This is a genomic window from Pacificitalea manganoxidans (assembly GCF_002504165.1).
Lineage (GTDB): Bacteria > Pseudomonadota > Alphaproteobacteria > Rhodobacterales > Rhodobacteraceae > Pacificitalea > Pacificitalea manganoxidans.
In genome coordinates this window covers 2,994,055-3,011,640 of sequence record NZ_CP021404.1, presented here as the reverse complement: position 1 = coordinate 3,011,640, position 17,586 = coordinate 2,994,055, and the positions used below count along the sequence as shown (strand labels likewise).

General features: G+C 63.1%; 20 protein-coding genes and 1 tRNA gene. 11 read left to right on the top strand and 10 right to left on the bottom strand.

What is annotated here, in order from left to right; genetic code table 11:
* Positions 1–95 precede the first annotated feature (95 nt).
* On the top strand, positions 96–959 hold the full coding sequence (locus CBW24_RS13815) for a lysophospholipid acyltransferase family protein (protein ID WP_097374251.1): 864 nt from the start codon (positions 96–98) through the stop codon (positions 957–959).
* A 15-nt stretch (positions 960–974) separates the two neighbouring features.
* On the opposite strand, the gene CBW24_RS13810 is transcribed toward CBW24_RS13815, so the two are convergent.
* The 7 genes from CBW24_RS13810 to CBW24_RS13780 form a co-directional block, all read right to left on the bottom strand.
* Entirely contained in the window at positions 975–1,850 is an 876-nt protein-coding gene (locus CBW24_RS13810; protein ID WP_088662614.1) for a 3-hydroxybutyryl-CoA dehydrogenase, read from the bottom strand.
* Positions 1,851–2,016: 166 nt separating this feature from the next.
* Positions 2,017–2,943 (bottom strand): electron transfer flavoprotein subunit alpha/FixB family protein, encoded by a 927-nt coding sequence (locus CBW24_RS13805; protein WP_088662613.1) that lies wholly within the window; start codon positions 2,941–2,943, stop codon positions 2,017–2,019.
* Positions 2,943–3,704: an electron transfer flavoprotein subunit beta/FixA family protein gene (locus tag CBW24_RS13800; RefSeq protein WP_097373899.1), complete on the bottom strand. Its 762-nt coding sequence runs from the start codon at positions 3,702–3,704 to the stop codon at positions 2,943–2,945. The genes CBW24_RS13805 and CBW24_RS13800 overlap by 1 nt, the downstream gene beginning before the upstream one ends.
* A 144-nt stretch (positions 3,705–3,848) precedes the next feature.
* Complete coding sequence (locus CBW24_RS13795) at positions 3,849–4,421, bottom strand: cob(I)yrinic acid a,c-diamide adenosyltransferase (protein ID WP_097373898.1); 573 nt, start codon at positions 4,419–4,421, stop codon at positions 3,849–3,851.
* Positions 4,422–4,424: 3 nt separating this feature from the next.
* The gene (locus tag CBW24_RS13790; protein WP_088662610.1) at positions 4,425–4,631 is read right to left on the bottom strand and encodes a twin transmembrane helix small protein; all 207 of its coding nucleotides are present in this window, start codon (positions 4,629–4,631) and stop codon (positions 4,425–4,427) included.
* A gap of 94 nt (positions 4,632–4,725) precedes the next feature.
* Positions 4,726–5,610: an SDR family oxidoreductase gene (locus tag CBW24_RS13785; protein WP_232529821.1), complete on the bottom strand. Its 885-nt coding sequence runs from the start codon at positions 5,608–5,610 to the stop codon at positions 4,726–4,728.
* Between the two features lie 155 nt (positions 5,611–5,765).
* Positions 5,766–6,332 (bottom strand): SH3 domain-containing protein, encoded by a 567-nt coding sequence (locus tag CBW24_RS13780; RefSeq protein WP_088662609.1) that lies wholly within the window; start codon positions 6,330–6,332, stop codon positions 5,766–5,768.
* Positions 6,333–6,488: 156 nt separating this feature from the next.
* Between CBW24_RS13780 and parC the strand changes: the two genes are divergently transcribed.
* The 3 genes from parC to tuf all read left to right on the top strand — a co-directional run bounded on the left by parC (position 6,489) and on the right by tuf (position 10,825).
* Complete coding sequence (gene parC / locus CBW24_RS13775) at positions 6,489–8,732, top strand: DNA topoisomerase IV subunit A (RefSeq protein ID WP_097373897.1); 2,244 nt, start codon at positions 6,489–6,491, stop codon at positions 8,730–8,732.
* Between the two features lie 119 nt (positions 8,733–8,851).
* Positions 8,852–9,493 (top strand): hypothetical protein, encoded by a 642-nt coding sequence (locus CBW24_RS13770; protein ID WP_198405189.1) that lies wholly within the window; start codon positions 8,852–8,854, stop codon positions 9,491–9,493.
* 156 nt (positions 9,494–9,649) lie between these two features.
* Entirely contained in the window at positions 9,650–10,825 is a 1,176-nt protein-coding gene (tuf, locus tag CBW24_RS13765) for an elongation factor Tu (protein ID WP_088665145.1), read from the top strand.
* A gap of 99 nt (positions 10,826–10,924) precedes the next feature.
* On the opposite strand, the gene CBW24_RS13760 is transcribed toward tuf, so the two are convergent.
* On the bottom strand, positions 10,925–11,773 hold the full coding sequence (locus CBW24_RS13760) for a class I SAM-dependent methyltransferase (protein ID WP_097373896.1): 849 nt from the start codon (positions 11,771–11,773) through the stop codon (positions 10,925–10,927).
* Positions 11,774–11,870: 97 nt separating this feature from the next.
* Between CBW24_RS13760 and CBW24_RS13755 the strand changes: the two genes are divergently transcribed.
* A tRNA-Trp gene (locus CBW24_RS13755) sits at positions 11,871–11,946 on the top strand.
* Positions 11,947–12,031: 85 nt separating this feature from the next.
* On the opposite strand, the gene CBW24_RS13750 is transcribed toward CBW24_RS13755, so the two are convergent.
* Together CBW24_RS13750 and CBW24_RS13745 are read right to left on the bottom strand one after the other, a co-directional pair.
* Positions 12,032–12,511 (bottom strand): response regulator, encoded by a 480-nt coding sequence (locus CBW24_RS13750; protein WP_157773234.1) that lies wholly within the window; start codon positions 12,509–12,511, stop codon positions 12,032–12,034.
* The gene (locus tag CBW24_RS13745; RefSeq protein ID WP_097373894.1) at positions 12,508–13,872 is read right to left on the bottom strand and encodes a sensor histidine kinase; all 1,365 of its coding nucleotides are present in this window, start codon (positions 13,870–13,872) and stop codon (positions 12,508–12,510) included. Before CBW24_RS13745 ends, CBW24_RS13750 begins: the two co-directional genes overlap by 4 nt.
* Before the next feature lie 189 nt (positions 13,873–14,061).
* Between CBW24_RS13745 and secE the strand changes: the two genes are divergently transcribed.
* From secE to rplL, 6 genes are all read left to right on the top strand, one after another.
* A complete protein-coding gene (secE, locus tag CBW24_RS13740; protein WP_088665034.1) occupies positions 14,062–14,259 on the top strand; it encodes a preprotein translocase subunit SecE in 198 nt (65 codons plus the stop codon).
* Between the two features lie 190 nt (positions 14,260–14,449).
* Positions 14,450–14,983 (top strand): transcription termination/antitermination protein NusG, encoded by a 534-nt coding sequence (gene nusG, locus CBW24_RS13735; RefSeq protein ID WP_088665038.1) that lies wholly within the window; start codon positions 14,450–14,452, stop codon positions 14,981–14,983.
* Positions 14,984–15,085: 102 nt separating this feature from the next.
* Positions 15,086–15,514 carry a 50S ribosomal protein L11 gene (gene rplK / locus CBW24_RS13730; protein WP_088665033.1) on the top strand — a complete coding sequence of 143 codons (429 nt, stop codon included), beginning with the start codon at positions 15,086–15,088 and terminating at the stop codon, positions 15,512–15,514.
* A gap of 3 nt (positions 15,515–15,517) precedes the next feature.
* Entirely contained in the window at positions 15,518–16,234 is a 717-nt protein-coding gene (gene rplA / locus CBW24_RS13725; RefSeq protein WP_088665032.1) for a 50S ribosomal protein L1, read from the top strand.
* Between the two features lie 259 nt (positions 16,235–16,493).
* A complete protein-coding gene (gene rplJ, locus CBW24_RS13720) occupies positions 16,494–17,012 on the top strand; it encodes a 50S ribosomal protein L10 (protein ID WP_088665031.1) in 519 nt (172 codons plus the stop codon).
* 68 nt (positions 17,013–17,080) lie between these two features.
* On the top strand, positions 17,081–17,461 hold the full coding sequence (gene rplL / locus CBW24_RS13715) for a 50S ribosomal protein L7/L12 (protein ID WP_088665030.1): 381 nt from the start codon (positions 17,081–17,083) through the stop codon (positions 17,459–17,461).
* The last annotated feature ends 125 nt before the right edge of the window (positions 17,462–17,586 follow it).

Sequence of the window (17,586 nt, the reverse complement as noted above, 5' to 3'; positions counted from 1 at the left end):
CGCAGGGGGCCAGCGGGACGAGGCAGCAACGCGCGGGCAAGGGAGGTCTGATCGACATGGTTGACAGCACCCAGCATCCAAAACCGCTCCGCTTCATGTCGGGGAAGCGTCCGGAATTTGCCACCCAATCGCTGGGCGAAGATCCCTATGACGGGCGTCGCCTGTCCTATTCCAACACCTTTGAGAACCCGTGGAAGGCCGCCGTCATCCGGGTGATGGAACTGTTCACCGGCAAGCTGCGGCTGCTCCGTCTGATCCGGCGGTTCGAGCAGATGGGCGTGCCGCATGGGCAGCCCTTCTGGGCGCAGGCGCTGGGGGTCATGGGCATCACGCTGGAGACCCCGGCAGACGAGATCGCGCGCATTCCCGCCACCGGCCCGGTCGTGATCGTCGCCAACCATCCGCATGGTCTGGTGGATGGCATGGTGCTTGCGGAATTGGTGGGGCGCGTGCGCACGGATTACAAAATCCTGACGCGGTCGCTTCTGACCGGCGTGACCGAGATCGACGAATTCATGATCCCGGTGCCGTTCAAACATGAGGAAGACGCGCTGGCCCAGAACCTTGCCATGCGCAAGGCGGCGATGGACCATCTGAAACAGGGCGGCGTGATCGTTCTGTTCCCGTCCGGCGTGGTCGCATCGTCGGAGACGATGACCGGTCCCGCGATCGAGGCGGATTGGAACCCGTTTACCGCCAAGATGATCCAGCGCTCCGGTGCGCAGGTGGTGCCGATCTATTTCCCCGGCCAGAATTCCCGCGCCTATCAGATCGCCAACAGGCTGTCGGCCACTCTGCGGCAGGGATTGCTGCTGTTCGAGGTGGTGCATGCGCTGAACCGTCCCCAGCGCCCGGTGGTCGGGCTACCGGTCCCGCCCGAAGAGATCGCCGCCCGCACCGCGAAGCCACGCGATTTCATGACGTGGCTGCGGGCGCGCACGCTGGCGTTGAAACCCTGACGGGTTGCGCCGCGCTTAGCGGGTCGGCACCGGGGTGTCGCCGCGATAATCGTAGAATCCACGATCGGTCTTGCGGCCCAGCCAGCCAGCTTCGACATATTTGGTCAGCAGCGGGCAGGGGCGGTATTTCGTATCGGCCAGCCCGTCATGCAGCACGTTCATGATGGCGAGACAGGTATCGAGCCCGATGAAATCCGCCAGTTCCAGCGGCCCCATCGGGTGGTTCGCGCCCAGCTTCAATGACTCGTCGATCGATTTGACGGAGCCCACGCCCTCGTAAAGCGTATAGACCGCCTCGTTGATCATCGGCATCAGGATGCGGTTGACGATAAAGGCGGGGAAATCCTCGGCGGTGGCGGCGGTTTTGCCCAGCGATTCCACGACCTTGTGCAGCGCTTCATAGGTCGGTTGGTCGGTGGCGATGCCGCGGATCAATTCGACCAGTTGCATGACGGGCACCGGGTTCATGAAGTGGAATCCCATGAATTTCTCGGGCCGATCCGTCCGGCTGGCAAGGCGCGTGATCGAAATCGACGAGGTGTTGGAGGTCAGGATCGTTTCCGGTTTCAGATGCGGCAGCAGATCCTCGAAAATCGCGACCTTGACCGTCTCGCGTTCGGTCGCGGCCTCGATCACCAGATCGGTCTGGCCCAGATCGGGCAGCTTCAGCGTGGTGGAAATCCGGGCCAGCGCGGCGCGGCGCTCATCCTCGGTGATTTTCTCTCGGCTGACCTGACGGTCCAAATTTTTGTGAATTTGCGACAAGGCCTTGTCGAGCGCGCCTTGGTCGATGTCGTTCAACACGACCTCATACCCAGATACCGCAAAGACATGGGCGATGCCGTTGCCCATCTGGCCCGCACCGACGACGCCTACCGTCTTGATTTCCATGCGATCCGTCCTTCTGCCGCGCTAATCCTTCGCGACCATATGGCCCGCCATGCTGCGGGTGCAAGCGCGTTGGCGGGGGCATGGGGCATGAAAAGACCCGCCGCGACAGGCGCGGCGGGTCGTTTGCGTAGATCCAAGGCAGCCGCGCAAGGGCGGCGGCGCGGGCTCAGAGCTTCTCGGTCAGTTCCGGGACGGCTTCGAACAGATCCGCGACGAGCCCGTAATCGGCGACTTGGAAAATCGGCGCTTCCTCGTCCTTGTTGATCGCGACGATGACCTTGCTGTCCTTCATCCCGGCGAGGTGCTGGATCGCACCCGAAATGCCGACGGCGATATAAAGGTTCGGCGCCACGACTTTGCCGGTCTGGCCAACCTGCCAGTCGTTGGGCGCGTAGCCCGAATCGACCGCCGCGCGGGATGCGCCAACGGCGGCGCCCAGCTTATCGGCGAGCTTCTCGATCAGGGCGAACTGCTCCTCGGAGCCAAGCCCGCGCCCGCCGGACACGACGATCCCGGCGGAGGTCAGCTCGGGACGGTCGCTTTCCGCGACCTTGTCCGCAACCCATTCCGACAGGCCGGGATCGGCAGCCGCGCCGATGGTTTCGACGTTGACCGCATCCTGCGAACCGGCCCCGTCGAAGGACGAGGTGCGGATGGTCAGCACCTTCTTCGCGTCGCCGCTTTTCACGGTCTGGATCGCGTTGCCCGCATAGACCGGACGTTCGAACGTGTCGGCATCGACCACGCCGGAGACATCCGACAGGATCATCACATCCAGCAGCGCGGCGACGCGCGGCATGATGTTTTTGGCATCCGTCGTCGCAGGGGCGGCGATATGGTCATAGTCCGCAGCCAGATCGACCAGCAGCGCGGCGGCCGGTTCAGCCAGACGGTGACCGTAAAGCGCATCCTCGGCGCAGAGCACACGGGCGACGCCCGCGATCCCGGCTGCCTCGGCGGCGGCATCGGACGCCTGCGCGCCACAGGCCAGCACCGTCACGTCGCCCAGCGAGGCAACAGCGGTCACGGCCTTGGCGGTGGCGTCACGGTTCAGCTCGCCCGAGGTGACCTCGGCAAGAAGGAGAACGGCCATCAGAGCACCCCCGCTTCGTTTTTCAGCTTGTCGATCAGTTCATCCACCGAGCCGACGATGATGCCTGCCTTGCGCGCGTCCGGCTCGGCGGTTTTCACCGCCGTCAGGCGCGGCGTCACATCGACACCCAGATCAGCCGCGGTTTTTTCATCCAGCGGCTTTTTCTTGGCTTTCATGATGTTGGGCAGCGAGGCATAGCGCGGCTCATTGAGGCGCAGGTCCACGGTGACCACGGCGGGCATTTTGACCTTGATGGTTTGCAGGCCGCCATCCACTTCGCGGGTGACCGTGGCGCTGTCGCCATCGGTGTCGACCTCGGACGCGAAGGTGGCTTGGCTCCAGCCCAGAAGCGCGGCGAGCATCTGCCCGGTCGCGTTCATATCGTTGTCGATCGCCTGCTTCCCGCAGAGAACAAGCCCGGGCTGTTCGTCTTCGACGATTTTGGCAAGGATCTTGGCCACGGCGAGCGGCTCGATATCGGTGTGCACGTCATCGGCGGCAATCACGAGGATCGCGCGGTCAGCGCCCATCGCCAAAGCGGTGCGCAGCGTTTCCTGTGCCTGCTTGACGCCGATGGAGACCGCGACGACCTCCTCGACCTTGCCGGCTTCCTTGAGGCGGATCGCCTCTTCGACCGCGATCTCGTCGAACGGGTTCATCGACATTTTGACATTGGCGAGATCGACACCGCTTCCGTCCGCCTTGACGCGAACCTTCACATTGTAGTCGATCACGCGCTTGACAGGTACGAGCACCTTCATCGGCGTGACTTCTCCTCTGATTTTTCCGGGCTGGCCCGGCTCCGTTATGTGTTACCGGAGGTGACCCTGCGAAAACAGGGGGAAACGCGCGAATACAGCTATAACATTGCGTTACGAAATTATTCGCGGGCGATGGTGCAGGGCCTAACGGTTCGCACCGGGCACCCACAAAATATCGCCGTCACCATCGGTATTCGCGGCGCGGGATGCCACAAAAAACCAGTCGCTCAACCGATTGAGATAGCGGATCGCATGGGGATTGACCGGCTCGGTCCCGGCGAGCGCCACGGCAAGCCGTTCGGCCCGGCGCGATACCGTGCGGCACAGGTGCAAATGCGCGGCAAGCGCCGTGCCGCCGGGCAAAACAAAGCTGCGCAGCGGGGCAAGCCCTGCATTCATCGCGTCGATTTCGGCCTCCAGCCGGTCGGTTTGCGCCGCCACCATGCGCAGCGGCGGGTAGTCGGCATCGGCGTCGCGGTCCATGTCGGGGCGACACATATCGGCGCCCAGATCGAACAGGTCGTTCTGGATCGCGGCAAGGCGGTCGGTCATGTCGCCCTGCGCATGCAACCGGGCCAGCCCGACCGTGGCGTTGGTTTCATCGACGGTGCCGTAGGCTTCGACGCGCAGGGCGTGTTTGTCGACGCGCTGCCCATCCCCAAGGGCGGTCTGCCCGCTATCGCCGGTGCGGGTATAGATCTTGTTCAGCACGACCATTGGTTAGCCTCCCGACCGGCGGAAAAACACGAAGATCAGGATCAGCACGACGGCCACGGCCTGCGCGATGATGCGCCAGCGCATGATCTTGTTGGAATTGCGCCGGTTGAACGCGCCGCCGCGCCCGAATGTGCCAACCCCGAAGAGCAGCACGGCGAGGGTGACGAGCATCGCCAGCGCGACGAGCAGGAACAGCGGATCGTTTGTCATGATCTCTCCGGGTGGGTTGGCGGACCGGGCGCAGGGTGCCCTGTGACAGGGGATCTAGCAAGAAACACGGACGCTGCCACCGCGCCCATCCGCCTCAGGTGCCGCGCGCCAGCAGCCGGTCGGCCAGCCCGGTGGGCAGGGCGCGGCGGATGACCCCGGCGATGCGGGTCGGCGTCGTGACGTAGTAGCGGGGGCGGGGACGGGTGGATTCGAGCGCATGGATCAGTTTCTCGGTCACGGCGGAGGCCGGAAGTTCGAACCGGTCGGGGCCGCGGTTTTCATACAATCGCTTCAGCAGGCTGTCGCGGTATTGCGCGGCGCGGGGGGAGGCCTGCCAATCGACCCAGCGTTCGAAGTGCGGAATGGAATTGTGACGGATGCGCGAGGTGACCGGACCGGGTTCGATCAGGATCACATCGATTGGCGTATCCGCCATTTCCAACCGCAGCGTATCGGTCAGCCCTTCGAGCGCGAATTTCGTCGCGACATAGGCACCGCGCCATTTCTGCGCGACAAGCCCCAGCACCGAGGAGCAGTTGACGATACGACCATGCCCCTGCGCCCGCATCACCGGAATCACCGCGCGGGTCAGTTCGTGCCAACCAAAGAGATTTGCCTCGAATATTTCGCGGAGCAGTCCGGTGGGCAGATCTTCGACGGCACCCGGCGCGGCATAGGCGCCGTTGTTGTAAAGCGCGTCCAACGTGCCGCCGGTCCGGGAGAGAATTTGCGCCAACGCTGCGTGGATGCTGTCGGGATCGGCATAATCGAGCCGTAGTGATTCCAAACCTTCATCCCGCAGGCGGGCGCAATCCTCCTCTGCCCGGCAGGTCGCAAAAACACGCCAGCCCCGTTTCGCCAGCCGATGGGCGGCATCGTAGCCGATCCCAGACGAGCAGCCGGTGATAAGCACGCTGCGCGCAGGGGTGCCGTTGGCGTGCATCGTGCCGGACTGGGCGGAGGGCTGATTTCGGGTCATGGAGGCTCCGGGGTTGCGTGCCGCACCGAACGCCGGGCGGCGCCGAAGTGCAAGCAGGCTTTCCCGCAAGCCGCGCGCCGCGCAGCAAAAAGCCCCTTCGGCGCGGGGCCAAAGGGGCTCGATCTATTGAGTGGTGCTGACGTCAGCCGTAAGGATCAGGCCGAGGGCTTGAGGAAGTTGGCGGACATATAACCGACCTTCTCGCCTTCGACGCGGATCTGCGCCCAGCCTTCGGTCTCATAGCCGATCAGTTCGACCTGCTCGCCTTCCATCAGCTTACCGATCACCGGGTTGCCGGTGGAGGGACCAGCGCGCAGGTTCACGCGGGAGCCAGTGACGGTGAGCAGCTTCGGCTCGGGGGCCGCGACGGCTTCGGTGCTGGCGGATGCCTTGATCACTTCGGCCTGCGGAGCGTCGGTTTTCGGCGGGATCGCCTTGGTCGAGAAGGACACCATTACCAGTTTGTCCTCATCGAACGAATGTTCTGCGATCGAGGCGTTCTGTTCGGCGGTTGCGGCCTGTGCGGACATCAACGGCGCCTTGGCGGGCTGGCTATTGCCCTGCGTCTGGTAATTGCCAAATTCGGCACCACCGCTGGCGGCAATGAACTGGGCAACGAGGTTTTGGTTGTTGGCGGAGTTCTCGGAGGCGTCGTTGTTGCCGATGACGACAGCGGCGCCGAACATCACCACGAGAAGGCCGGAAGTCATACGAAGCAACATGGGAAATACCCTCTTGACATCTGATTGTTGTTGTGTGCGATCATATCTCGCTCTCGGCTAACCAACCGTTAAAGCGAGAGATGGTTCCGCCAAAATCGAAGTTATGTCCCGACGGCCCGCTTTACCGGTCCGAGTGGCTCGGCTATCAGATCCGCCATGAGTGATGATCTGGATGACCCCCTCGGCGGCCCTGCGGCCGAAACCTCGGAACCGCTGCGCCGCGCGATCGGTGAGCGCTACCTGACATATGCCCTGTCCACGATCATGCACCGGGCCCTGCCCGATGCGCGCGATGGGCTGAAGCCGGTGCACCGGCGGATTCTCTATGCCATGCGCGAATTGCGGCTGACCTCTACGGGGGGCTTCCGCAAATCGGCAAAGATCTCCGGCGATGTGATGGGCAACTATCACCCGCATGGCGACAGCGCGATCTATGACGCGATGGCGCGGCTGGCGCAGGATTTTAACGTCCGCTATCCGCTTGTCGACGGACAGGGCAATTTCGGCAATGTCGACGGCGATAATCCCGCGGCGAGCCGATATACCGAAGCACGTCTGACAGCCGCCTCCGAAGCCCTGATGGAAGGGCTGAACGAGGATGCGGTCGATTTCCGCGACAATTACGACGGCACGCTGACCGAGCCGGTCGTGATGCCGGCAGCCTTCCCGAACCTGCTGGCCAATGGCTCCTCCGGGATCGCGGTCGGCATGGCCACCAACATTCCGCCGCATAACATCGAGGAACTGATCGGGGCCTGTCTGCACCTGATCAAATATCCCGATGCGCGCGACGAGACGCTTGTCGATCTGGTGCCGGGGCCCGATTTTCCGGGCGGCGGCGTGATCGTTGAGACGCGGGAGAATATTCTTGAGGCCTATCGCACCGGACGCGGCGCCTTCCGACTGCGCGCGCGCTGGGAGATCGAGGATCTGGGCCGCGGGCAGTGGCAGATCGTCGTCACCGAGATCCCCTATCAGGTGCAGAAATCCCGCCTGATCGAAAAGCTGGCCGAGCTGATCCAGATCAAGAAAATCCCGATCCTTGGCGATGTGCGCGACGAGAGCGCCGAGGATATCCGGCTGGTGCTGGAGCCGCGGTCGAAAAATGTCGATGCCGATCTGCTGATGGGGATGCTGTTCCGCAATTCCGATCTGGAGATCCGGTTCAGCCTGAACATGAACGTGCTGATCGACGGGCGCACGCCCAAGGTCTGCTCGATGAAGGAAGTGCTGCGCGCCTTCCTTGATCATCGCCGCGAGGTGCTGCTGCGCCGGTCGCAATACCGGCTCAACCGTATCGACCACCGGCTGGAGGTGCTCGAAGGCTATATCATCGCGTTCCTCAACCTTGACCGGGTGATCGAGATCATCCGCACCGAGGATGAGCCCAAACCGGTGATGATGGCCGAATTCGAGCTGACCGACGTGCAGGCGGAGGCGATCCTCAACATGCGCTTGCGCAGCCTGCGCCGTCTGGAAGAGATGGAGCTGCGCCGAGAACGTGATGAGCTTCGCGCCGAGCGCGAAGGGCTGGAAGCCTTGCTGGCGAGCGAGGATCTGCAATGGGGCCGCATCGCCGAGCAACTGCGTGAAACCCGCAAGCAGTTCGGCAAAGGCTCCGAAGGTGGCGCGCGCCGCTCGACCTTTGCCGATGCGCAGATCATCGAGGACGTGCCGCTGGAAGCGATGATCGAGCGCGAGCCGATCACCGTCGTCTGTTCCAAGATGGGCTGGATCCGCGCGATGAAGGGCCATATCGCGCTCGACACCGCGCTGAAGTTCAAAGATGGCGACGAAGGCCGGTTCGTGTTCCATGCGGAAACCACCGACCGGCTGCTGATCCTTGGACGCAACGGGCGCTTCTATACGCTGTCGGCCTCCACCCTGCCCGGCGGGCGCGGAATGGGGGAGCCGCTGCGCCTGATGGTCGATCTGCCCAACGAGGTCGAGATCCTGACCATGCGGATCTACCGGCCCGGCGAGCGCCTGCTGCTGGCCTCCTCCGCCGGGGACGGCTTTATCGTGCCGTCCGACGAGGTGCTGGCCCAGACCCGTGGTGGCAAGCAGGTGCTGACTGTGCGGGGCGATACCGTGGCGCAGGTCTGTCGCGTGGTGCGCGGCAACCATGTCGCGGCGGTGGGCGAGAACCGCAAGGTCATCATCTTTCCCATCGAAGAACTGCCCGAGATGAACAAGGGCAAGGGCGTGCGTCTGCAAAAATACAAGGATGGCGGGCTGAGCGATGCCACCACCTTTACGCTGGAAATGGGCTTGAGCTGGCTGGATCCGGCAGGACGTCGGCGGGTGCAGACCGAGCTGGATGAATGGCTGGCGAAACGCGCGGGCACGGGCCGGATGGCGCCGCGCGGTTTCCCCCGCGACAACCGATTCACCGACTGACGACCGGTGCGGGGGCAGGCAGGGCGGTCGCTCTGAGGTGTATCCGAGGCAAGCTGATGCGCCAGCGCGGCGGGGGCAAAGATTGCGCGCCCGCCGCGCAGCGTCTATCCAGATCGGCGATGCTCACCGACCGGGACATGTCCATGCCTTCGATCCTTGCCAAAGCCGCCACCTTCGCCCTGATCACGCTGCTTGCCGCCTGCGGCGCAGCAGATAAGGATCTGGCCGATCCCGCGACGCCGATCGGGGAATTCAAGCTGGGCCATAATATTGTCGTGGCCAAGAACGCGCAGATGGTGCCCCCCTCGCGGCGCGCCAGCGCCGAGGAATGGCAGACCGCCATCGGCGCCGCGGTGGATGAGCGGTTCTCGCGCTATGACGGCGATCAGATGTATCACATCGCGATCAGCGTCGATGGCTATTCGATCGCGGTGCCGGGCGTGCCCATCGTGCTGTCGCCGAAGTCCGTCTTGGTGGTCAGCGCCAATATCTGGGACGACGCCGCGGGCAAGCGGCTCAACGACGAGCCGCATCGCCTGACGGTGCTGGAGCGGCTTTCGGGGGAAACGGTTGTCGGTTCGGGGCTGACCCAATCGCGGGAGCAGCAGATCGAGAACCTCGCCAAGAACACGGCGCGCTTGGTCGAAAATTGGATGCGGCAGAACCCCGAATGGTTTGCCCGTAAACCCGGCGATCCGAACCTCCGCCCCGAAAACGTCACCGTGCAACTGCCCGCGGGCAAAGTTGCCAGTGGTTCGTGACGCGACGTGCGGCGCTGTCTCGGCGCCGCGTTTATAGGCCAAGAGACATCGCGGGTCTTGATTTTTGGTGCGGACCGCAATAAGCCGCGCGCGATGTAGATCAGGGCCACGGCCGCTCGGCCAAGGCCCCCTTTCAAGAGACGAGGCGCCTAGACCATGGCTAAGGAAAAGTTTGCGCGTACGAAACCGCATGTGAACATCGGCACCGTGGGTCACGTTGACCACGGCAAGACGACGCTGACGGCTGCGATCACGAAGTATTTCGGTGACTTCCGCGCCTATGACCAGATCGACGGCGCGCCCGAAGAGAAGGCCCGCGGCATCACGATCTCGACTGCGCATGTGGAATACGAGACCGAAGCGCGTCACTACGCCCATGTCGACTGCCCCGGCCACGCTGACTATGTGAAGAACATGATCACCGGTGCGGCGCAGATGGACGGCGGCATTCTGGTTGTGAACGCAGCCGACGGCCCGATGCCCCAGACCCGCGAGCACATCCTGCTGGCCCGTCAGGTTGGCGTGCCCGCGCTGGTCGTGTTCATGAACAAGGTCGACCAGGTGGATGACGAGGAGCTTCTGGAGCTCGTCGAGATGGAAATCCGCGAACTGCTGTCGTCCTACGAGTTCCCCGGCGACGATATCCCGATCGTTGCGGGCTCCGCTCTGGCGGCGATGGAAGGCCGTGACCCGGAAATCGGCGAGAACAAGATCCGCGAACTGATGGCGGCTGTCGACGACTACATCCCGACGCCCGAGCGCGCCGTGGACCAGCCGTTCCTGATGCCGATCGAAGACGTGTTCTCGATCTCGGGCCGCGGCACCGTTGTGACCGGCCGTGTCGAGCGTGGCGTCGTCAACGTGGGTGACGAACTGGAAATCGTGGGCATCCGCGACACCAAGAAAACCACCTGCACCGGCGTCGAAATGTTCCGCAAGCTGCTGGATCGCGGGGAAGCCGGCGACAACATCGGCGCCCTGCTGCGCGGCATCGACCGTGAAGGCGTCGAGCGTGGTCAGGTTCTGTGTAAGCCGGGTTCGGTGAAGCCGCACACGAAGTTCGAGGCCGAAGCCTACATCCTCACCAAAGAGGAAGGTGGCCGTCACACTCCGTTCTTTGCGAACTACCGCCCGCAGTTCTACTTCCGGACCACGGACGTCACCGGCACCGTCACGCTGCCCGAGGGCACCGAGATGGTCATGCCCGGCGACAACCTGAAGTTCGCCGTTGAACTGATCGCGCCGATCGCCATGGAAGACGGTCTGCGCTTCGCCATCCGCGAAGGCGGCCGCACCGTCGGCGCCGGCGTCGTCTCGAAAATCATCGAGTGACCTGAATGATTAGTGTCGCGGGCTTTGGTCCGCGACCGGGAAAAGGGCGCCTTCGGGCGCCCTTTTTTGTGCCTTGCTTCGGGCTACAGAGCGGCGGGGTCAGGGGCGGCGGCTGAAATCATGCGCCGCGCGCTGGCCGGGATTGGCACGCATGGCGCGGATCAAAGTGTCGATCCGACGGCCAAGGTTCCAACCTTCGAACCGCTCATAGGCCAGTTCGAGATAGGCCAGCATCATCTCATCGCTCAGGTCCTCCACCTGCGCACGGGCCAATGCATCTGCCGTGACCGGCGCGGTGCATTCCCAGACGACCGTATCGGGGCGGGCATGGGCGCGTGGCACGAAAACGTCGGCCAGCAACTCCATCTGCACGGCAACCCACGGCTGGTTCCACTGCAAATAGTCCTGCTGCACGAGCAGGGAGGTGCCGGGCACCAGATGAGGAAAGAAGATCTGCGCCATGCGGTCCAGATCGGGCGCGGTTTTGCCCGCATCCATCACGAGGATTTCGATCGGGCCGTCCTGCCAGTGTTGTTCTTCGATCTGGCCGCGATGCAGGGTGATATGTGCCTGCCATGGGCGCAGCAGCTCGCGGGCCAAGGGCAGGATGTCTTCGCCATCGAACGGGGAGATGCCCTGCGGATAAAGGACGCGCCGCTTCACGCGGGCTTGGGCGGTGAAGCGGTCATAGGCGTGGATCGGTGTGGTCAGCCCCGCTTCCGCATGGCCTAGGGCGAGCCGCGCGGTGGAGCCACCGGCAAAGCATCCCAGATCGACAATTGCCCCGCGCCCCGCAGCCCAATGCCGGGTGAGCCAGTAATAAAGCTTCTGCTCGGTCTCCGACAGCATCGTCGGCACCGCGCGGACGGGGTCCAGGCGGGACAGGGCGATCCGACGCCACGGACGGGTGTCGAACAGGGACGTGGCGGAGGGAGAAATGTCCTGCATGAGGCAGCCGTAAACGGTTTGCGTAATGGAAACCAAATTCCGTAGTGACATTCGTCTTGATTTCACCCGGAAGGTGCAATACGCCCACACCCGGCCTAGGGGTGTAGCTCAGTTGGTAGAGCATCGGTCTCCAAAACCGAGGGTCGTGGGTTCGAGTCCCTCCGCCCCTGCCAGGCCGTTTCCTGAACATTCGTCGATTTAGGTGATCCGTGGTGGTCCGCGTCGCTGACGTCCGGCTTCGTTTGCCGTGATTCGCGTCTAGCGGATTGCCGCGTCGCGCAGCACGTCGGCTTCGCTGTTGAATTCTCGCAGCACATCATGAAACGGGTCGAGCCGCTTGCGGCTGCGATTAAGGTTGCGGGTCAGCGCGGCGCAGAGCGTGGCGGCAGGCGCGTCCTTGGTTAGGTATTCCCCCACATCGAGCGCACCGGCCATATCCATGTCGAAAAAGGCGTCAGAGGTCGTCAGCACGATCACGGGTAGGTCATGCAACGTGTCGCTCTGGCGTATCCATGCCAGCACATCGAGCCCTTCGAGGCGCGGCATTTTCAAATCCAGCACGATTAGGTCGGGCAAGCTGTCCAGCGCCGCGCTGCTGTCTGGGTCAAGCAGATCAATCACCGCCTGCCCGTCCCGCACGACGATGAGATTGGCCTCAAAACTGCACTGTTCAAGTTTTCGTTTAAAATCCCGGATCGAAAAGCCGCTGTCTTCGGCAAGCAGGATGGTTTTCATCATGGGATGGCCTCCGCTGGGGTTTGAGAGGAAGACACGCCTTTGGCGCATCCGGGAAGGGGCGCTGACGCGCCCGAGACGGGCAGCGTGATGCAGAACGTGGCCCCCGGCGTGGTGTCTGTGGTGGGGCAGAGGTGGATGGTGCCGCCAGCGAGCGCCGTGCATTTACGGGCCGTCGCCAGCCCCATTCCGCTGCCTTCCACGTCGTCGCGCGGCTGGAGCGTGAACAGCATGTCAAAAATCTTCTCTCGGTATTCGGCGGCGATTCCGGGCCCGTCATCCTGCACCAGAAGCTGCACCGCGCCGTCCTGCTGGCTGGCGGTCACACGGATGATGCCTGTGCCGGTGTGGTGGTGTTTGACGGCATTCGACAACACGATCTGCATCAGCAACAGCAATCCGTTCGGCGGGCAATTCAGCCGGGGCAGGGGGGTGTCCAGTTCCAGGGTGAAACTGTCGGGCAGTTCGACCTCGGCTGCGGCACGCCGGATCAGGGGGGCCGGGTCCAGATCGATGGGGGGGTCGGCCTCCTGCCCCAGCCGGGCATGGGTGCGCAGATCGCAAAGCAGGCGTTCCATCCGCTGGCTTTGCACTTCCATCTCGCGCAGGTCGAGTTCCAGATCGTCATGCACCGTGCCATGCTGAGCGATGATCGTTTCCCGCAGCCAGCCGGGCAGGATCATGAGCGCGCGCAGCGGCGCGCGCAGATCGTGGCTGGCCACATGGATGAAACGTTCCATTTCCGTATTGGCGTCGCGCAGCGCGGCGGTGCGTTCCACCACGCGGCGTTCAAGGTCGCTATGGGCGGTTTGCAGCGCCTCATGCGCCTGACGCAGATCCTCCTTCACGGTCATGCGGCGGTCGAATTCCTTTTGAAGGGTGGCGTGCGCCTCGGCAAAGCGTTGCGGGCCGGGGCCCTCGATCATGGCAGGCAGATTGAGCCAGAACAGCGTGCCCATCGTCATGGTCGCGATCGCAAGCAGGGCGGTCAGCAGGTAGGGCACGGGACCGATGCTGTTCATGCCGTGATACAGCCCGACAAGGATGACCATCGCGGCCATCAGGACGCAGATGCCGGGCCGTTTAATATCGCCCTTGCGTTCCAGCACGATCAGCGCGGCGCCGACGGACAGGCAGCCTGCGGCAATGGCAAGCTCCGTCAGCGCGGGCAGGGCTGGTAGGGTGACATCCGGAAGCAGGGCCATGCGGACGGGCGGGTCCAACGGAACCGGCGCTATGGGCAGGGGCGTGGCACCGGCAGGGCCACCCGCCAGTTTCGCAAGGCGCAAAGCGCCCGGCCCCGCGCCGAGGGGGGAGATCTGATGTGCCAGTGTAGGCAGGGACGAGACGTGGATATCCAGCATGTAGCGGCCTTGATTGACAGACCGTCAGCATCGTGGCCGAGCCCCTAACAGCGCCTTAATCACACCCGCCCTGATAGGAACAATTGTAACGATCATGAGCGGCACGACGATCTGCGACGTTTGGCGGCTTGAATTTCCGCGCGCGAGCCGATATCTGCCGCCCATTCGGACGAGAGAGAAGACCGACACATGGCGCGGACAAATCCCCTTACATTCATTCAGCAGACCCGGAGCGAAGTCGCGAAGGTCGTCTGGCCGACCCGTCGTGAAGTCGCGCTGACCACCGTGATGGTGTTCATCATGGCGGCGCTGACCTCGGTCTTCTTCTTCGTGGTGGATCTGGTGATCCGCGGCGGACTGACCGCAGTGCTGGGCTACTTCGGCTGAAGACGCGAAAAGCGTCTCCATCCTCTTGAAAACAGAGCGGGAGACGGGTAAGGCACCCCAACTTCCATACAAGCTGGCGTGCATCGATTCGGGTCGCACGCCGCTTTTTGTTTCAGGAAGTCGCAGGTAACTGCGGGAAATTACGGAATAATCCGGCGCCATGGCGTCGGCGGGCAAGGATGACGACGGCATGGCGAAGCGTTGGTATTCGGTGAGCGTTCTCTCGAACTTCGAGAAGAAGATCGCCGAACAGATCAAGCATGACGTGGCCGCTGCCGGTCTGGAGGAAGAGATCGAAGAAGTTCTCGTCCCGACCGAGGAGGTCATCGAGGTTCGTCGCGGCAAGAAGGTGACCGCAGAGCGTCGCTTCATGCCCGGCTATGTGCTGGTGCGCATGGAGATGACGGATCAGGGCTATCACCTGATTACATCGATTAACCGGGTGACCGGCTTCCTCGGGCCGCAGGGCAAGCCGATGCCGATGCGCGATCACGAGGTGAACGCGATTCTCAACCGGGTCGAAGAGGGCGAGCAGCAGCCGCGGTCGCTGATCACCTATCAGGTCGGCGAGCAGGTGAACGTGACCGACGGTCCGTTCGAGGGCTTCGCCGGGATGGTCGAGGATGTCGATGACGGTGCACAGCGTCTGAAGGTCACGGTGTCGATCTTTGGTCGCGCCACGCCGGTCGAATTGGAATTCACTCAGGTCTCCAAGGAAGCCTGAGGAACCGCGTGGGAGGTAAGGACGGCGCGCCGTCCGGCCCGGACCACGACAACGTAGAGAGCCCCGTCGCGACGGCGGTTCGTTGGAAGAAGGAGAGGCCACATGGCCAAGAAAGTTGCAGGCAAGATGAAGCTGCAGGTCAAGGCAGGGCAGGCGAACCCGTCCCCGCCCGTCGGTCCTGCGCTGGGTCAGCGCGGCATTAACATCATGGAATTCTGCAAGGCGTTCAACGCCAAGACGCAGGACATGGAGCCCGGTGCGCCGTGCCCGACCGTGATCACCTATTACCAGGACAAATCCTTCACGATGGAAATCAAGACGCCGCCCGCGTCTTATTACCTCAAGAAGGCCGCGAAGCTGAAATCCGGCGCCAACACGCCGGGCCGCGCCACGGCAGGCACTGTGACCAAAGCGCAGGTGAAGGAAATCGCTGAGGCCAAAATGAAGGACCTCAACGCGAACGACGTGGAAGCAGCAATGCAGATCATCCTGGGCTCCGCCCGGTCGATGGGTGTCGAGGTGAAAGGGTAAGTCATGGCCAAGCTCGGAAAACGTACCCGCGCCGCGCGCGAAGCCTTTGCTGGCAAAGATAACATCACCGTCGAGGACGCCGTTGCGCTGATCAAAGCGAACGCCTCGGCCAAGTTCGACGAAACCGTCGAGATCGCCGTGAACCTGGGTGTTGACCCGCGTCACGCCGATCAGATGGTTCGCGGCAAGGTTTCGCTGCCCAACGGCACCGGCAAAGAGGTCCGCGTTGCGGTCTTCGCCCGTGGCGACAAGGCAGAAGAAGCCAAGAAAGCGGGCGCCGATATCGTCGGTGCGGAAGACCTGATGGAAACCATCCAGGGCGGCAAGATCGACTTTGATCGTTGCATCGCGACCCCGGACATGATGCCCATCGTCGGTCGTCTGGGTAAGGTTCTGGGCCCCCGGAACCTGATGCCGAACCCGAAGGTCGGCACCGTGACCCCCGACGTCGCCGCCGCCGTCGAAGCCGCCAAAGGCGGTGAGGTTCAGTTCAAGGTCGAGAAGGCCGGTGTCGTGCACGCCGGTGTGGGCAAAGCCTCCTTCGACGCCGAGAAACTGGCCGAGAACATCCGCGCGTTCTGCGATGCCGTGGCCAAGGCGAAACCCGCCGGCGCCAAAGGCACCTACATGAAGCGCGTGTCGCTGTCCTCGACCATGGGCCCGGGTGTGTCCGTCGATGTCGCCAACGCGACCGAGGCACAGGCCGTTGCCGCCGAATAAGAATTCTGTCCGGGGTATCTCCCGGATTGAATGACGGGGCCACCCTACCGGCCCCGTCCTGTCCGAGACGGAGGGTGGAGCGGAAGCTTCGTAATTCCTTCCTGAGATGGGGAACGAGACAAGTTTCTTCGAGGGTGTTCCCTCGGGTGATTTTGGCCTCGGGACCCATGCAATTGGACCCGAACCTCGTGTGCCGGCCTGACCGGAACGCGGGGCAACATGAGCCGGAGGGGAGACCCTCCATACTTGGAGTGAAACTGTGGATAGAGCCCAGAAAGAGAAAGTGGTCGAGGAACTCGGCCAGATCTTCGAAAGCTCTGGCGTCGTTGTGGTTGCCCACTACGAAGGTCTCACGGTTGCAGAGATGCAGGACCTGCGCGCGAACATGCGTGAAGCGGGTGGGTCTGTGCGCGTTGCCAAGAACAGGCTCGCCAAAATCGCCCTCGAGGGGAAGCCTTGCGCAAGCATCGGCGACCTTCTCACGGGCATGACCGTTCTTGCCTACTCGGAAGACCCCGTGGCTGCTGCCAAGGTCGCCGAGGGCTTCGCCAAGGATAACTCGAAGTTCGAGATCCTCGGTGGTGCCATGGGCGAGACGTTCCTGGACCGGGCCGGTGTCAAGGCAGTGTCCGATATGCCGTCGCGCGAGGAGCTTATTGCTTCCATCGTCGGCTGTATCGGTGCACCCGCCAGCAACATCGCCGGGGCCATTGGCGCGCCTGCTTCGAACATCGCGAGCATCCTGTCGACCATCGAGGAGCGGGCGGAAGCCGCGTGATCGAGAGACCTGCGTAGGGTTGAACACCCTGACGTTGGAACACATCTTAAAGAAACGGAAACAGTATTATGGCTGATCTGAAGAAACTTGCCGAAGAGATCGTGGGTCTGACCCTTCTCGAAGCACAAGAACTGAAAACCATCCTCAAAGACGAGTATGGCATCGAGCCCGCCGCTGGCGGCGCTGTGATGATGGCTGGTCCGGCTGCCGGTGGCGACGCCGCTGCTGCTGAAGAGCAGACCGAGTTCGACGTGATCCTGAAAGCCGCTGGCGCTCAGAAAATCAACGTCATCAAAGAAGTCCGCGCCCTGACCGGCCTGGGCCTCAAAGAAGCCAAAGAGCTGGTCGAAGCCGGCGGCAAAGCCGTCAAGGAGCAGGTCTCCAAGGACGAAGCCGAAGACATCAAGGCGAAGCTGGAAGCAGCCGGCGCCGAAGTCGAGCTCAAGTAATCGGGGTCAAACCCGTTCGAAAATTGGCTGGGTCCGGTATTTTCCGGGCCCAGCCGAACCTGTCTTAGAAAGGGCTTTCGTTTCGCGGCCCGCCGCGAAGCACCAAGGCCCCGGATCCGGCCCGG

Bases quoted from the DNA above. Each gene is read 5' to 3' on its own strand.
- CBW24_RS13815 (WP_097374251.1), top strand. From the start codon at position 96: ATGTCGGGGAAGCGTCCGGAATTTGCCACCCAATCGCTGGGCGAAGAT.
- CBW24_RS13810 (WP_088662614.1), bottom strand. From the start codon at position 1,850: ATGGAAATCAAGACGGTAGGCGTCGTCGGTGCGGGCCAGATGGGCAAC.
- CBW24_RS13805 (WP_088662613.1), bottom strand. From the start codon at position 2,943: ATGGCCGTTCTCCTTCTTGCCGAGGTCACCTCGGGCGAGCTGAACCGT.
- CBW24_RS13800 (WP_097373899.1), bottom strand. From the start codon at position 3,704: ATGAAGGTGCTCGTACCTGTCAAGCGCGTGATCGACTACAATGTGAAG.
- CBW24_RS13795 (WP_097373898.1), bottom strand. From the start codon at position 4,421: ATGGTCGTGCTGAACAAGATCTATACCCGCACCGGCGATAGCGGGCAG.
- CBW24_RS13790 (WP_088662610.1), bottom strand. From the start codon at position 4,631: ATGACAAACGATCCGCTGTTCCTGCTCGTCGCGCTGGCGATGCTCGTC.
- CBW24_RS13785 (WP_232529821.1), bottom strand. From the start codon at position 5,610: ATGACCCGAAATCAGCCCTCCGCCCAGTCCGGCACGATGCACGCCAAC.
- CBW24_RS13780 (WP_088662609.1), bottom strand. From the start codon at position 6,332: ATGTTGCTTCGTATGACTTCCGGCCTTCTCGTGGTGATGTTCGGCGCC.
- parC (WP_097373897.1), top strand. From the start codon at position 6,489: ATGAGTGATGATCTGGATGACCCCCTCGGCGGCCCTGCGGCCGAAACC.
- CBW24_RS13770 (WP_198405189.1), top strand. From the start codon at position 8,852: ATGCTCACCGACCGGGACATGTCCATGCCTTCGATCCTTGCCAAAGCC.
- tuf (WP_088665145.1), top strand. From the start codon at position 9,650: ATGGCTAAGGAAAAGTTTGCGCGTACGAAACCGCATGTGAACATCGGC.
- CBW24_RS13760 (WP_097373896.1), bottom strand. From the start codon at position 11,773: ATGCAGGACATTTCTCCCTCCGCCACGTCCCTGTTCGACACCCGTCCG.
- CBW24_RS13750 (WP_157773234.1), bottom strand. From the start codon at position 12,511: ATGATGAAAACCATCCTGCTTGCCGAAGACAGCGGCTTTTCGATCCGG.
- CBW24_RS13745 (WP_097373894.1), bottom strand. From the start codon at position 13,872: ATGCTGGATATCCACGTCTCGTCCCTGCCTACACTGGCACATCAGATC.
- secE (WP_088665034.1), top strand. From the start codon at position 14,062: ATGGCGCGGACAAATCCCCTTACATTCATTCAGCAGACCCGGAGCGAA.
- nusG (WP_088665038.1), top strand. From the start codon at position 14,450: ATGGCGAAGCGTTGGTATTCGGTGAGCGTTCTCTCGAACTTCGAGAAG.
- rplK (WP_088665033.1), top strand. From the start codon at position 15,086: ATGGCCAAGAAAGTTGCAGGCAAGATGAAGCTGCAGGTCAAGGCAGGG.
- rplA (WP_088665032.1), top strand. From the start codon at position 15,518: ATGGCCAAGCTCGGAAAACGTACCCGCGCCGCGCGCGAAGCCTTTGCT.
- rplL (WP_088665030.1), top strand. From the start codon at position 17,081: ATGGCTGATCTGAAGAAACTTGCCGAAGAGATCGTGGGTCTGACCCTT.